General features: G+C 67.6%; 17 protein-coding genes. 6 read left to right on the top strand and 11 right to left on the bottom strand.

All coding sequences use genetic code 11. The annotated features are described in order from the left end of the window. Positions 1-2 precede the first annotated feature (2 nt). A complete protein-coding gene (locus tag FBY40_RS00400; RefSeq protein ID WP_141935441.1) occupies positions 3-1,301 on the bottom strand; it encodes an ABC transporter permease in 1,299 nt (432 codons plus the stop codon). Beyond that, positions 1,298-2,017 carry an ABC transporter ATP-binding protein gene (locus FBY40_RS00395; RefSeq protein ID WP_141935439.1) on the bottom strand — a complete coding sequence of 240 codons (720 nt, stop codon included), beginning with the start codon at positions 2,015-2,017 and terminating at the stop codon, positions 1,298-1,300. The genes FBY40_RS00400 and FBY40_RS00395 overlap by 4 nt, the downstream gene beginning before the upstream one ends. A gap of 290 nt (positions 2,018-2,307) precedes the next feature. Between FBY40_RS00395 and FBY40_RS00390 the strand changes: the two genes are divergently transcribed. After that, on the top strand, positions 2,308-2,835 hold the full coding sequence (locus tag FBY40_RS00390; RefSeq protein WP_141935436.1) for a DUF1269 domain-containing protein: 528 nt from the start codon (positions 2,308-2,310) through the stop codon (positions 2,833-2,835). 79 nt (positions 2,836-2,914) lie between these two features. Here FBY40_RS00390 and pdxH read toward each other — a convergent pair whose 3' ends face one another. The 7 genes from pdxH to FBY40_RS00355 form a co-directional block, all read right to left on the bottom strand. Next, positions 2,915-3,562, bottom strand: coding sequence for a pyridoxamine 5'-phosphate oxidase (gene pdxH / locus FBY40_RS00385; protein ID WP_141935434.1), 648 nt, complete (start codon positions 3,560-3,562; stop codon positions 2,915-2,917). A 43-nt stretch (positions 3,563-3,605) separates the two neighbouring features. Beyond that, on the bottom strand, positions 3,606-3,851 hold the full coding sequence (locus FBY40_RS00380; protein WP_141935433.1) for a hypothetical protein: 246 nt from the start codon (positions 3,849-3,851) through the stop codon (positions 3,606-3,608). Further along, positions 3,851-4,183 (bottom strand): DUF7882 family protein, encoded by a 333-nt coding sequence (locus tag FBY40_RS00375; protein ID WP_141935431.1) that lies wholly within the window; start codon positions 4,181-4,183, stop codon positions 3,851-3,853. The genes FBY40_RS00380 and FBY40_RS00375 overlap by 1 nt, the downstream gene beginning before the upstream one ends. A 119-nt stretch (positions 4,184-4,302) precedes the next feature. After that, on the bottom strand, positions 4,303-4,611 hold the full coding sequence (locus FBY40_RS00370; RefSeq protein WP_141935429.1) for a hypothetical protein: 309 nt from the start codon (positions 4,609-4,611) through the stop codon (positions 4,303-4,305). A gap of 101 nt (positions 4,612-4,712) precedes the next feature. Then, entirely contained in the window at positions 4,713-5,273 is a 561-nt protein-coding gene (locus tag FBY40_RS00365) for a DUF3618 domain-containing protein (protein WP_141935427.1), read from the bottom strand. After that, positions 5,270-5,683: a phage holin family protein gene (locus FBY40_RS00360; protein ID WP_141935425.1), complete on the bottom strand. Its 414-nt coding sequence runs from the start codon at positions 5,681-5,683 to the stop codon at positions 5,270-5,272. Before FBY40_RS00360 ends, FBY40_RS00365 begins: the two co-directional genes overlap by 4 nt. Beyond that, positions 5,661-6,401 (bottom strand): hypothetical protein, encoded by a 741-nt coding sequence (locus FBY40_RS00355; protein WP_141935423.1) that lies wholly within the window; start codon positions 6,399-6,401, stop codon positions 5,661-5,663. The genes FBY40_RS00360 and FBY40_RS00355 overlap by 23 nt, the downstream gene beginning before the upstream one ends. Before the next feature lie 285 nt (positions 6,402-6,686). Between FBY40_RS00355 and FBY40_RS00350 the strand changes: the two genes are divergently transcribed. Together FBY40_RS00350 and FBY40_RS00345 are read left to right on the top strand one after the other, a co-directional pair. After that, positions 6,687-7,193, top strand: coding sequence for a hypothetical protein (locus FBY40_RS00350; RefSeq protein WP_141935421.1), 507 nt, complete (start codon positions 6,687-6,689; stop codon positions 7,191-7,193). Next, positions 7,190-8,170, top strand: coding sequence for a cation transporter (locus FBY40_RS00345; RefSeq protein WP_141935419.1), 981 nt, complete (start codon positions 7,190-7,192; stop codon positions 8,168-8,170). The genes FBY40_RS00350 and FBY40_RS00345 overlap by 4 nt, the downstream gene beginning before the upstream one ends. 32 nt (positions 8,171-8,202) lie before the next feature. Here the strand turns inward: FBY40_RS00345 and FBY40_RS00340 are convergent, their stop codons facing one another. Next, a complete protein-coding gene (locus FBY40_RS00340; RefSeq protein WP_141935417.1) occupies positions 8,203-9,123 on the bottom strand; it encodes a LysR family transcriptional regulator in 921 nt (306 codons plus the stop codon). 131 nt (positions 9,124-9,254) lie between these two features. On the opposite strand from FBY40_RS00340, the gene FBY40_RS17620 reads away from it, so the two are divergent. After that, entirely contained in the window at positions 9,255-9,377 is a 123-nt protein-coding gene (locus FBY40_RS17620) for a hypothetical protein (protein WP_268815524.1), read from the top strand. Here the strand turns inward: FBY40_RS17620 and FBY40_RS00335 are convergent. Continuing rightward, complete coding sequence (locus FBY40_RS00335) at positions 9,359-10,591, bottom strand: cytochrome P450 (RefSeq protein ID WP_235014396.1); 1,233 nt, start codon at positions 10,589-10,591, stop codon at positions 9,359-9,361. The two genes, FBY40_RS17620 and FBY40_RS00335, sit on opposite strands and share 19 nt — an antisense overlap. A gap of 130 nt (positions 10,592-10,721) precedes the next feature. On the opposite strand from FBY40_RS00335, the gene FBY40_RS00330 reads away from it, so the two are divergent. Further along, entirely contained in the window at positions 10,722-11,651 is a 930-nt protein-coding gene (locus FBY40_RS00330) for a PaaX family transcriptional regulator (RefSeq protein ID WP_160141301.1), read from the top strand. Positions 11,652-11,795: 144 nt separating this feature from the next. Then, entirely contained in the window at positions 11,796-13,415 is a 1,620-nt protein-coding gene (locus FBY40_RS00325) for an ABC transporter substrate-binding protein (RefSeq protein WP_141935411.1), read from the top strand. The last annotated feature ends 6 nt before the right edge of the window (positions 13,416-13,421 follow it).

Raw genomic sequence — 13,421 nt, 5'->3', positions numbered from 1 at the left:
GGTCACTCGTACCGGAGCGACTCGATGGGGTCCTGCCGGGCGGCACGACGGGCGGGGAGCACGCCGGCGAGGAACGCGATGAGCATGATGATGACGATGACGCCGATCACGTTCGCGGGGGTGAACAGGAGGATCTGCAGTCCGGGGAGTGCGGAGAGCACGGTGTCGGCGAGGGCGACGGACAGCACCGAGCCCAGCCCGATCGCGACCAGGGCGCCGATCACCGAGCCGAGGAATCCGATGAAGACCGCCTCGAGACTGAACAGGGTGAAGACCCGGGCGTTGGACATGCCCATCGCCTTCATGAGGCCGATCTCGCGGGTTCGTTCCTGCACGCTCATCAGGAGGGTGTTGATGATGCCGAAGGATGCTGCGACGAGCGCGACCACGGCGAAGGCGTTGAGCACCCCGATGATGCCGTTGATGATGGTCTGGACGATGCCCAGCTGATCCTCGATGGTCTGCCCCGCAAGGTCTGCGTCGGCGAGGTCGTCCTTCACCCGCTGAATCTCCTCCGCCGTGACGGTCTCCCCGTCCTCCGGCTGGAGCTGCGCGACCGCGAGCGGCCACGCGTCGGGCGCTCCGTCCGCCGACTGGGCATCGGCGATGACCGTCGTGAGCGCCGAGTTGGCGCCGGCGCCCGCGGCGAAGAGGCTCTCGCGAGCGATGCCCACGACGGTGGCCGTCACCTCCTGTTCCTGCTGTGCGGCGTCGGTGTATCCGAGGGCCACGGTCTTGCCGATCGACTCCTCGGCGCCACTGAAGCCCAGCGCGTCGACGAACTCCTCGGGCAGCACGATCTGGTCCTGCGAGCTTTCCTGGTCGAGCTGCTCGCCGGCGACGAGGTCGCTCTGGCCGATCGAGGATGTCGGATTGATGTCGATCTCGTAGCGCGCGTCGGACGAGGAGCCCGACTCGGCGATCCAGTCGACGGTCACCCCGCTGATCGCCTCGACGTTGCGAACGCCGTCGATCTGCTCGATCGCTTCGATGTCGTCGCTGTTGAGCAGGGTTCCGGAGGTCAGAGGGTTGCCCGCGGCGCCCTGCTGGCGGCCGTCGGGGTCGTACTCGGTGGGACCGTCGCCGGTCTCGACCGTCGCCGCGGGGCTGACGAGGAGGATGTCGCCGTTGCTGAGCGTGGCCACCTGGCGTTCGACGTAGTCATTCACGCCTGCCCCGAGGGCGGTGGTGAGGGTCAGCGTGAAGGCGCCGACGAAGAGGCTCAGAACGGTGAGGGTGGTGCGCAGCTTGCTGCGGAAGGCGTTCTTCGACGCCATTCTCACGATGTCGGTGGTCTTCATGCCGCCACCCCCGTTCGGGCGACGATCTGTCCGTCGGCGATCGTCACGGCGCTGTCGCAGCGCGCGGCGAGGTCGGGGTCGTGGGTGACCACGACGAGGGTGATGCCGCGCTCACGCTGAAGACCGAACAGGATGTCTTCGACCTGGGCCCCCGTCGCGGTGTCGAGGTTCCCGGTGGGCTCGTCGGCGAAGATCACCGACGGGTCGTTCACGAGGGCGCGGGCGATCACCACGCGCTGCTTCTGTCCGCCCGAGAGGTCGTTGGCGCGGTTCTTGGCCTTGTCGGCAAGGCCGAGCGCCTCGAGAGAGGCCATCGTGCGCTCGCGCCGCTCGGCCGCGGGCATTCCGGCGATCACGAGCGGCAGGCTCACGTTCTCGAACACCGTCTGGCCGGCCGTGAGGAAGAACTGCTGGAACACGAACCCGAACGTCTTGTTCCGCAGCGGGTTCAGCTCACCCGCCCGCAACCGTGAGGCGGGACGGCCTTCCACCTCGACATCACCGATGGTCGGTTTGTCCAGGAGCGCCAGCAGGTGCATCAGCGTCGACTTGCCCGACCCTGACTTCCCGACGATCGCGACCGAGCGGCCGCGTTCCACGCTCAGATCGACACCGCGCAGCGCGGTGAACGCCGACTCCCCCTTCCCATACGTCCGGGTCAAGGATCTCGCCCTGAGGACCGCCGGCTGCGCGCCGGCGCCATCCGCTTGTGTCATGGCAACCTGCCTTCCTGTCTGTAACATGCAGTGACTGCAGACTAGCGCATATGAACTGCAGAAAACTATGCAGAGGCTGCAAGAAATGTCTCGGGGATCTCGACCAGAGGAGGTTTTCTGGTGACGGAGGGCGCCGGGGGGAACGCGCACCCGCCTGGAGTCACGGAGACGCGACTTCATCCTTCGAGGGTGAGGCGACGGCACCGGCCGGGTCGTAGCGTCGCTTCGTCCTCAGCGCCACACCACCGGTCGGTGGATGGCTGCCTCGGAGATCGATCGAAGGAGAAGCGATGAGCACGAAGAACCTCGCACTGGTCGTCGGATCGTACGACGACACCGCGCAAGCATCGGAGGACTATCAGGCGCTGCGAAGCGGTCAGGACTCCGGGGGCTACGAGATCATCGGCGCCGTGGTCCTCACCCGTGACGAAGACGGCAAGGTCCAGGTGAAAGAGCACGGCGACAAGTCGGTCGGCCGAGGCGCGGCGATCGGCGCCGGTGCGGGAGTCGTCGTGGGCCTGTTCGCTCCCCCTCTGCTCGCCGCCACGGCGGTGGGCGCGGGAATCGGAGCGATCCTGGGGAAGATCAAGAAGAACCGCGAGGAGAAGCAGTTCGGCGTCGACGTCGACGAGTACCTCAGCCCCGGGACGTCAGCCGTCATCGCCGTCGTCGACGACAAGTGGGCCGATCGCGTCGAGAAAGCCCTGGTGCGCTCCGACAAGCGCATCAGCAAGGCCATCGACTCCGACGACTACGACCGGCTTCGCAAGGCGATCGAAGAGTCAGCCGACGACATCGTGGAGCAGATCAACTCCTGAGGTCGTTGCGTCAGGGACCGCGTCAGCTCGAGTGAGCGATCGGGCGGCCCGGCCGGCAGACGTGCCGCCGGCGTCGGCGCTATGGCTGCAGTCGTTCGACGCTCCAGTCACCACGGGATTCGTCACGGGTGAAAACCAGCCGGTCGTGGAGGCGCGACGTGCGGCCCTGCCAGAACTCGATCCGTCGAGGGCGCAGCCGGTAGCCGCCCCAACGCGCGGGACGAGGCACCTCGCGCCCCTCGGGGAAGGCCGCCTCGACCTCCGCCACGCGCGCGTCGAGCTCGGCGCGCGATCCGATCGACTGCGACTGCGCGCTCGCCGTTCCCGCCACGCGCGACCCGTGCGGCCGCGACGCCCAATAGGCGTCCGACTCCGCGTCGTCGACAGCCGCCACCTCGCCGGTGACGTTCACCTGCCGGTGCAGCGTGTACCAGGGGAAGAGGAGGGTCGCCACGGGGTGAGCTGCGAGCGCCCGCCCCTTCCTCGACGACCGGTCGGTGTAGAACACGAAGCCGTCGGCATCCACGGCGCGCAGCAGCACGGTCCGGCTCGACGGTGTGCCGTCGGCGTCAACGGTGCCGAGCACCATCGCGTTCGGCTCGTAGACACCGCGCGTCGCGGCATCCTCCAACCAGGCTGAGAACTGCACGATCGGATCGTCCGCGACATCCGATTCCTTCAGGCTCTCGGCGCCGTAATCCGTGTGTCGGGCGAGCGGGTCGGTCACAGCACCGACCCTAAGCGATCCCCCAACCATGGCGGCTGCCGGATCACGACCCCAGACTCGTCACCGTCGCATCAGCCTCCTCCGGTGGATCGGGAATCGGCACCACGGCGATCGGGATGCCGGGGCCGATGAAAAGGAGTGCTTCTCGCCGCTCGCCCTCGCCGTCATTGGCGGTCAGCCACCCGCCGCCGTCGGCCACGGCCTGCGAGATCTCCCGAGTCAGATCCTGGGTGGTGCGACCGCCGACGCTGAAGAGCTGCCCGCCGTAGATGAGGTCGATCCGTTTCATCAGATGGTTCCTGCCTCGTCGAGCCGGAGCTGGTCGGTCTGGGGTTCGGGAACGATGTACAGCCCCGTCGGCGCATTGGCCGTGTAGGCAAGCGCCTCGATCCATGCGCGGTTGATCGCAGGCCGACGGCTGCCGTAGAACTTGTATACGATCGAGCACCGCGGGTGGACCCATACGGTCGTGCGCCCGTCGCCGATGCTGCTGTCGTCCTTCCAAGTGAAATTGAACGCCTCGCCCCGCCGGAGCTTGGCAGCGATCACCATCTGCAGATGCAGAAGGAGACGATCCTCGAAGTCGACCTTGACGAGGCCGTCATAGATGAATTTTCCCACCGGGCACCTCCTGGGTTCGGTGTTCGTCGGGTTGGGGGGTGCTCCCCACGCTGAACTCCGAGCGATGCCGTGGCAACATGCTTGACCGGCGAGCACCGAGGATGCTACGGACGGGCTCGTCAGAAGTCGTCCTCGCCGTACCCCATATCGTCGTCATGCATCATGTCCGGCCATTCCGCGACGGATGGCTGCAGACGGCGGGTACGCCGCTGAAGCTCCTCGACGAGCTCGGGATCGTCGATTTCGACGATCGGCTCCGCAACCGGGGTCGAGTACAGCTGGCTTGCCGGACCTATCAGAAAGTGGGCCGACCCGCGTGACCCGCCTTCTTCAAGGACGGGGATCGATACGACATCCGATGTGTGGGTGTCGGCAAGCGCTCGGGCGTAGCGCAATAAGGCCTTGCTCACCTCGTCCGAGGTCAGCACGTAACCCCCTGAGTAGTGAAGTCGTCGCAATATCCTCATCTCCTTGACGACGGATGCTGCCGGGTCGGTTGTTCCCGGCACCATCCGGGTTGTCGTCGGCCTCAGTCCGCCATGTGTTGGCGGGACACGTCAGCCTGGTCCTTGACTTCCGCCATTGCAGAAGCGGTCTCGTCCTTCACGGCGCCCACCGATTCGGCAGCGGATTCCTTCACCGCGGCTGCCGCCTCCTTGGCCGGCTCGCGCAGGTGTGCCCCCGCGTCCTTGGCGACCTCGGTCACCTCGTCGACGAGCGGCTGCGCCTTCTCTTTGACGGTGTGGGCGAGCTCTTTCTCCTTCGACGACGCCGGGACCAGCGACGCCGCCAGGAGTCCCGCGCCGAACGCGATGAGGCCTACCGCCAACGGATTTCCTTCGGCCTTCGCCGCGGCGCGGTGGGTCGCCGACCCGATCGCCCCGCCCGCGTCCGACAGGGTCGAGCCGGCATCATCCGCGGCTCCCATGATGCGATCGCGCACCGACCCGACGGCGTCCTTGACCGCGCTCGTGCGTCGTTCCATGATCTTGGCCGGCGACACCTTGTCGGCCAAGGCGTCGACGTCGCCGCCGAGCTCGCGCCTCGTGCGCTCGATGTCGGCGCGGATCGCTTCCGGTGAATCGCTCATCGGTTCTCCTCATTCCTTCTCAGCGTTTCCGGGATCTCCTTCAGGGTCTCCACGGTCTGCGGAGCACCCTGGACCTTCTTCATCTCGCCGCGTCCGACGGCGAACAAGACCAGCGCGATGGCCGCCCAGATCACCGCGACGATCACGGCCGCCCAGCCTCCGTCGACGAGCAGCGAGAGCGCCCACCACAGCGCCACCGACAGGAAGAAGATCGCCATCATCGCGGCGTACGCAGCGCCGCCCAGCTCACCCGCTCCCTTGGCGGTCTTGCCGGCTGACTCCTTCAGCTCGGCTTTGGCCAGGGCCACTTCCTGACGCATCAGCGTCGACAGGTCTCTCGTCACCTCGCCCAGCAGGTCGCCGAGCGATGTCGTGGCCGCTTTCTGCTCAGACGGAGTAGGGCCGCTCATCGCCGTCCTCCCTCATCGACGGGGCAGCTGTCGGCGCTGTCGCACCTGCCGTCGACTGCGCGTAGATCGGAGTCTCCTCCGCGACCGACAGCTCCTCTTCGGCGCTGCCGACCGGCGGCGTCGTGAGCGCCGCGTCACCCGCCGGCTGCGCGGTCGGTGCACCGACCGCTGGAGCGGCATCCGACTTCTTAGACTCGGCCGCATTGGTCGCGAGTGCCCTGGTGAGGCGGCCCACCACCACGCCGGCGATCGCCGCGCTCAGGATGAACACACCCGGGCGGCGCCTGGCGAAGCGCTTGACCTCGTTCAGCACATCGGCCGGCTCTCGCTCGCTGAGCCAATCCGACGCCAGCGACACCCGGGTCGACACCTGGCGCACCAGATCCGCAGCAAGAGAATCGGATGCTGCGCCGTCGGCCATGCTCTGGAGGTCGCCACCGACCGTGCGGAGGCCGCCGGCCACCCGCTGCTGCTGGGTACGGGCCTGATCCTTCAGCTCCTGCTGAGACTGGGCGAACAGGTCTCTGGTCTGGTACTTCGCCTCGTGGACGACGGACGAGGCTTCGTGCTTCGCCGTGTCGACGACGCTTCTCGCCTGGCCGCCGGCGGTGTGCGCGAGATCCGATGCCTCGCGCTTGGCCGTGTCGACGGTGCTCGGTGAGCCCATCGATCCGCCACTGTTCAGTCCCGACACGCTCGTGTCGTCGTAGTTCGACATCGCTCTTCCTTTCCGACCCGCTCGATCCGAACGGGGTGATCGCCATTCCTACGCAGGGATGGCGGGGACGCAGATCCCCCTTGCCAAATCGCGGCGTGACCGCTAATCGCACGTGCGGGCGAGCCGTGAGAGCGGGCTTGGGAATACGACGGCTGAGGCGAACCCGCAACGCCCGAACGCTCCGATCCCTCCTCGGGTGACCGGCGCGTTCCGGGCCTCTAGCCACGTCGGCGACGCGTGGCAAGTCCCCTGACGTCCTCTTCGCGAATGCGGACGATGGAGGTCGTGACCAATCGATCCCGTCCGCGCAGACGCGGGGTTCTGGCAGGCGCCCTCCTCGGCGTCATCCTGCTCCTCGCGGGGTGCGGCCAGCCGCTCATGCCGGCCGACCCCGACGGCACCCTGGTCGACGTGCAGGGCGACGTGCTGCACGCCGGTGTCACACCAAACGGCGACCTGATGGATGTCGCAGGCGACGAGCCGCACGGCGACGAGGCCGACGCGATCCGCGCGTTCGCCGCGTCGCTCGACGCCGACGTGGACTGGACCGTCGGCCCGGAGGAGGCGCTCGTGCGCGGTCTCGAGGGCGGGACCCTCGACCTCGTGGCGGGCGGCATCACCGACCAGACGCCCTGGACCGATAAGGCGGGCGTGACCCGCGCGTATCGCGAAGTCGTCGACGACCAGGGGCGCACGCACCTGCTCGTCATGCTCGTCCCGCTGGGTGAGAACGCCTTCCTCTCTGAGCTCGAGCGCTTCCTCTCCGATTACGTCGAACAGGGCGACCGATGACCGGCCAGACGGTGCGGTTCGGACACACCGAGCTGCCCGACCGTCAGCGCGAGGTGCTGCGGCGCGCGATCCGCCTCGAGTGGATCACCATCGGGTTCCTCGTCGTATCGGTCACCCTGGTGGGTCTGGTCCTCGGCAACTCGCAGGCGATGAAGGCCGCATGGATCGAGGACCTTCTCTCCTTCCTGCCGCCGATCGCCTTCCTCGTGGCGGTGCGGGTCAGTCGCACCCTCCCGAGCGCGAAGCATCCCTACGGTCAGCACCGCTCGGTCGCGATCGGACACCTCGTGGCTGCGGTCGCGCTGACGACGATGGGCACGTACCTCATCGTCGACTCCGCGCTCGGTCTCATCCTGCTCGAGCATCCGACGATCGGAACTGTCGAGGTCTTCGGCCTGACGATCTGGCTCGGCTGGCTCATGATCGGCGTCATGGCCGCGATCGCGCTCCCCCCGGTGTTCATCGGTCGCGCCAAGATGCACCTGGCTGAGGAGCTGCACGACAAAGTGCTGTATGCCGACGCCGACATGAACAAGGCCGACTGGATGACCGCAGTGGGATCCATCATCGGTGTCACCGGCATCGGCCTCGGGATCTGGTGGCTGGACGGCGCCGCCGCCGTCTTCATCGCCGCCAGCATCCTCTGGGATGGTCTGCGCAACATGGGGGCGGCAGTGACCGACCTGATGGACGCCCGCGCCACCACCTTCGACGACAAGAAGCCGCATCCGGTGGCGATCGCCGTCGACGACTACCTCCGGAGCCTGAGGTGGGTGGATGACGCGGGCAGCCGCGTGCGCGACGAGGGCCATGTGTTCCACATCGAAGCCTTCGTCGTTCCACGGAAGGGGAGGACGCCGTCGCTCGATACCCTCGAGGACGCCCGCCGGGCCTGCATCGACCTGGACTGGAAGGTGCAGGACATCGTCGTGGTTCCGGTGCGCGAACTCCCCGAGGTCGTCGACCACCGCCGGTGACGCGCCTTCGCCTGGTGACCCGACGTGGGGAGTCAGGCTGCGGCGTGTGCCGCTTCGATCTGGGCGGCCTTCGACTGGAGGATGGAGAGGACGGTGCGCACCGCGAGGCGCTCGGCGGTGTCGGGGCGAAGCAGCGCGACGATGTCTCGCTCGGTGTCCACCCCGCGCAGGGGCTTGAGGACCACGCGACTCGGGTCGATCCCGCCCGAGGTGGAGCGGGGGATGAGGGAGACTCCGAGTCCGGCGGCCACGAACGCTTCGACCATTCGCAGATCGCTGATGCGCTGGAAGATCGTCGCCTGCCGCCCGGCTGCCTCCTCGATGTCGTGGAGGATGCGTTCGAACGGGAAGCCGATCGGCACCCCGATCCACGGTTCGTCGACGACGTCGCCGGCGGTGAGGTAGCTCCGGCCGGCGAGGCGGTGATCGGCGGGGAGGGCGATGTCGAGCGCCTCGGTCATGAGCGGGACCACGCGCAGACCCCGCCCACCCCAGGCCCGTGCGCCGCGCAGGGAGTGCGCGAGCACGATGTCGAAGTCGGCGGTGAGTGAGGGGAAGTCCAGGAGCTCGTGATCCCCGTCCGCGCACGCCAGGATCAAGCCGGGGGTTCTCGAAACCTCCTGCAGAACCTGTGGGAGAAGCACCTGGCCCGCCGAGGGGAAGGTGGCCAGGCGGACCTCGCCGCTCGGGTGATTGCGGAACTCGTCCCAGAGGGCGGTTGCGCGCTCGAGTGCGACGGCCACTTCGCCGGCGCTGCGGGCGAGCGCGTGGCCGGCGCTGGTGAGCTGGATGCCGCGCCCGACGCGCTCGGTGAGAGGGAGGCCGGCCTCGCGCTCGAGCACCTTCAGCTGCTGCGAGACCGCCGAAGGGGTGCGGTGCGTGGCGGCGGCGACGGCGGTGATGCTGCCGCGTTCCGCCAGCTCGCGGAGAAGGTCCAGTCGACGCACATCCATGAAGCAAAGCTACAACGACGTTGCAGAACTGTGCGCTTGTGCTGAAAGATGAGAAGGTCGACGATAAGAGGGTCGAGTAAGAGCAACGGGGCTCGTCGTACATCGACGTTCACTGTCTGAAAGGTCCGACCATGGTCGTCTTCCTCACGCTCCTCGTTGCCACCGCTGTCGCCGCCATCGCCGGCGCGGTCTCGCTCACCGTCACCGACGGGTACGGCCGCGTGCCGGCCCGCACCTACGCGCGCGCCATCTGACCCAGACGAGGCTCCTGCCGCGCCGGCGTCAGTTCGAGCGGCACCGAGGTCAGACCCACCTCCGGCATGCGGGCCCCGACAGTCGGGCCGTTGACATGGAACGACGCGGTCGCCTGCAGGAGATGCGTGAGCGCGACGCGGATGCCGAGTCGAGCGAGGGGCATGCCCGCGCATCGGTGCCTGCCACGGCCGAATCCGAGGTGCTGGCGGATGTTCGGCCGATCGAGGATGAACTCGTTGGGGTTCTCGAACATTTCAGGGTCGCGGTTGGCTGCGACGTAGGACAGTGCGATGGGTTCCTCGGGCTGGATCTCGCGACCGTGAAGAGTGATCGCCTCGGAGACGGTGCGTGCGAAGCCCCGGTACGGCGAGTAGAGACGCACGAACTCCTCGACCGCCGCGGGCATCAGTTCGGGGTTGGCGCGAAGCCGATCCTGCAGTTCGCGATCGTCGGACAGGTGCTGGGTCACCGAACCGAGGAGGATGGGCGGAGCGACCATCCCGACCACGAGGCACTGACGCAGGGCGCCGACGAGGTTCTCGTCGAGCAAGGGCTCGCCGTCGACCCGCTCGGCCAGGAGCGAGCTGGCGGGGTCTTCTTCTACCGGGAGCGGGTCTGCCTTGCGGGCCCGCAACAGATCCCACGCCATTTCGTACATCGCCGCGCTGGCTTCGTTGACGGTGTCGCGGTCCTGATCCCGCCACGCCGATACCCAGCGGAACGACGTCTCAGCCAGCTCGGGTGCGATATCCGACGGGAGATTCAACCACTCCGTGGTCAGCCAGGCCGGGAATCGGACGCCGTACTCCTGGGCGACATCCCCACCTCCACGCGCGAGCATGGGCGCGAGCTCGCGTCGCGCATGCTCCCACAGTCGCGGTTCGAGGTGGTCGAGCCGCGACCGCTGAAGCGTCCGGTCGAGCGCGCGACGGTACGGCGTATGCGCCGGAGCGTCGAAGTTCAGGGGAGGCCGCCGAAGTCCGCGGGGATCGCGCGGGATGACCGCCGCGACCGAGGAGATGAAGGTCTGAGAATCGGATGCCGCAGCGCGGACATCCTCGTAGCGACTGAGCGTCCAGAACCCGCCGTAGGCCGAGGAGTGGGCGACCGGGCACCGACCGCGGAGATCGTCGAAAGTCGCGCGCACGTCTTCCGGATCATCCGACGCCAGCGGGTCGTAATCACCGACATGCGCATCTCGTGGAGTCGTCACGGCCATCTGTCCTCACTGATCTGCGGCACTTATTACGTCAATACTAGGAGATAAATGCACAATATTCGACACCGCGGCGTTGGTCCGGTCCGCCGAATAGGATCGCGTGCATGACATGCAGGCCGCATCGATGACGGATTCCGTCGATCAGTCCGAGGGGCTCGACCTGCCGCGAAAGCAGGTGGGCCCCAACCCGCAGCATCTGCTCATCACGCTGATGGGTGACTTCTGGCACGGAAGAGCCGTGGCTGTGCCGTCCTCGGCTCTGGTGGAGGTGCTGGGGGAGTTCGACATCTCGCCCGCCAGTGCCCGCTCCGCGCTGAGCAGGCTGGCGAGGAGGGGCATCCTGAGTCTCCACCGCGACGGTCGCAGCACGGCTTACAGCGTGCGAGAGGAGTTCCTGCGCGCCGGCGAGGGGCGGGCGATGCGCAATCTCCGGCTCGGGGGCAACGAACGGCCATCCGGATGGAGCGGGCGATGCGTGCTGGTGATGACCGGGGCCGTCGACGAATCCCGTCGCGAGCGGGGCCCTCTCCGCGCCTACCTGAAATCGGGCGGATTCGCTCGCCTGCAGGAGGGGGTCTGGGCGTCTGTGGCCGCCGACGAGGACGAAGTGCGACGGAGTCTGTCGGACCTGGCCGTCCCCGGCGTCGTCGCCTTCTCCGCGACCCTGCTCCACCAGGGCGACGTCTCTGCCGATCGGTGGGGGATCAAGTGGCCCATCGGTGATGTCGCCGACGCCTATCGGGAGTTCATCGATGATTTCTCGCCGTATCTCGAGCAGGTCCGCAAGGGTCTCCTCTCGTCGCGGGAGGCGTTGATCGTCCGGACGCGGATGATGGACAGTTGGCGCTCGATCGTGCGGCAGGATCCGGATCTGCCCGACGAGCTTCTGCCCGCAGACTGGCCGCGTCCTCGCGCACGAGTCATCTTCGCGACTCTGTACGACGACCTCGGACCCCTCGCCGAAGCCCGGTGTCGCCAGATCATCGCTGATTACGACCCGGTGGTGGCCGCGCAGACGCGGCACATGACGACACGGGCGGTGACGGAGGGCTGACGGCGGTCGCCGACAATTCATGTCACTTAGGTGTCGTTTCGGTCACATAAATTGACATGCGTCCGCAGAACGTGTCACGCTCTCCTCACGTGGCACGGACGCGAACCGTGCGACGCCACCGAAACCTGTGAGCAAAGGCGCAACATGAAAAGGTCCCTCCTCCTGCCCGCGGCTGCGGCATCCCTGGCTCTGGTCCTGGCCGGATGCGCGTCCGGCGGCGGCACGCCCGCACCGACGTCGTCGGACGACGGCGCTGAGCTGCTGACGAGCACTCCGACGGCGTCGTCAGCTGTCGATGAGATCAGCTGGGGCTACAACGCCGAGCTTCCGACTCTCGACCCGGCGCAGTCCATCTCGCGCAACGCGGGTCAGGTCATCGCGAATCTGTGCGAGCCTCTGCTCATCACCCAGCCGGACTTCTCCGTCGAGGACAACCTGGCCTCCCTGGAGTACGAGGACGACACGACCCTCGTGTTGACCCTGAAGGACGCCACGTTCTGGGACGGATCACCCGTGACGGCCGACGACGCCGTGTACAGCCTCGAGCGGACCAGAGATCCCGCGCAGGCGAGCGAGTGGGCGCCCTACTTCGCCAATGTGACCTCCATCACCGCCCGCGATGACCAGACCCTCGCGATCACGCTGAGCGAACCGGACTTCGTCTTCGAACGCGCGCTCGGAACCCTCGCTGGAGCGGTGATGCAGCGGGAATTCTCCGAGGCGGCCGGCGACCAGCTCGGTTCCCTGCAGGGCAACCTGATGTGCTCCGGACCCTTCACCTTCGAGTCGTCCACGGCGAGCTCCATCACGTTGGCCAAGAACGCCGACTACTGGAACAGCGAGCGTGAGCCGCTCACCGAGAGGGTGACGATCAACTACCTCGTCGACGGCGCCACCGCGAGTGCGGCGCTCACCGCGGGCGACGTGCAGGGCATGTACACCTTCCCCGCCGACGCCACCGACGCCCTCAGCACCTCCAGCGCAGGGGAGATCTACCTCGGCCAGTCCACCTCGCAGTTCTCCTTCATCATCGGGAACCTCGAGGACAATCCGCTCGAGGACCCCCGGTTGCGCCAAGCGCTGTCGCTGGGGATGGACCGGGCGGCCGTGGCGAGCAAGGTGTTCGGCCAGTCGGGCACCGCGGCCACCAGCATCTACGGCACCGCCATCACGTCGCAGCTCGGCGACGAGGCGGCGGTCTTCGCGCCCGGTCCCGACCTCGAGGCCGCGCAGGCGCTGGTCGATGAGGTGATCGCCGAGAAGGGCGAACAGCGGCCCATCGTCATCTCCTACACCACCGGCGTCGGCCCAGAGGTGGGCCAGATGGTGCTCTACCTGCAGCAGGTCGCCGAGCAGCTCGGTCTGGCGGTCGAGCTGAACGACCAGCCGCCGCCCGTCTGGATCGAAGGCATCATGGCTGCTCAGACGAACCCGAGCTTCGACCTGACGTTCGGTTATGGCGGCCCGGTGATCGCCGACCCGGTCGCGGTGCTGATCGACTTCCAGCCGGGCGCGATCTCCAACTACACCGGATACGACAACGAGATCGTCAACGATGCGATCGCCACGGCCCGCTCGGCGAGCGACCCGGCGGAGCGTGCGGAGGCCGCTCTCGCCGCGCAGGAGCAGCTGGCCGCTGATCTGCCCCGCATCCCGGTGGCGAACGTCGCGAATCTGCTCTTCATGAGCAATGATCTGACCGGCGCTCCGGCGTCATCCGCTGCCAACACCTACCCGTGGGCCGCCGTCATTGGGGGGCGCTGACCCCGC

The organism is Microbacterium sp. SLBN-154, assembly GCF_006715565.1.
GTDB lineage: Bacteria > Actinomycetota > Actinomycetes > Actinomycetales > Microbacteriaceae > Microbacterium.
This window is presented reverse-complemented; position numbering and strand designations above follow the sequence as displayed.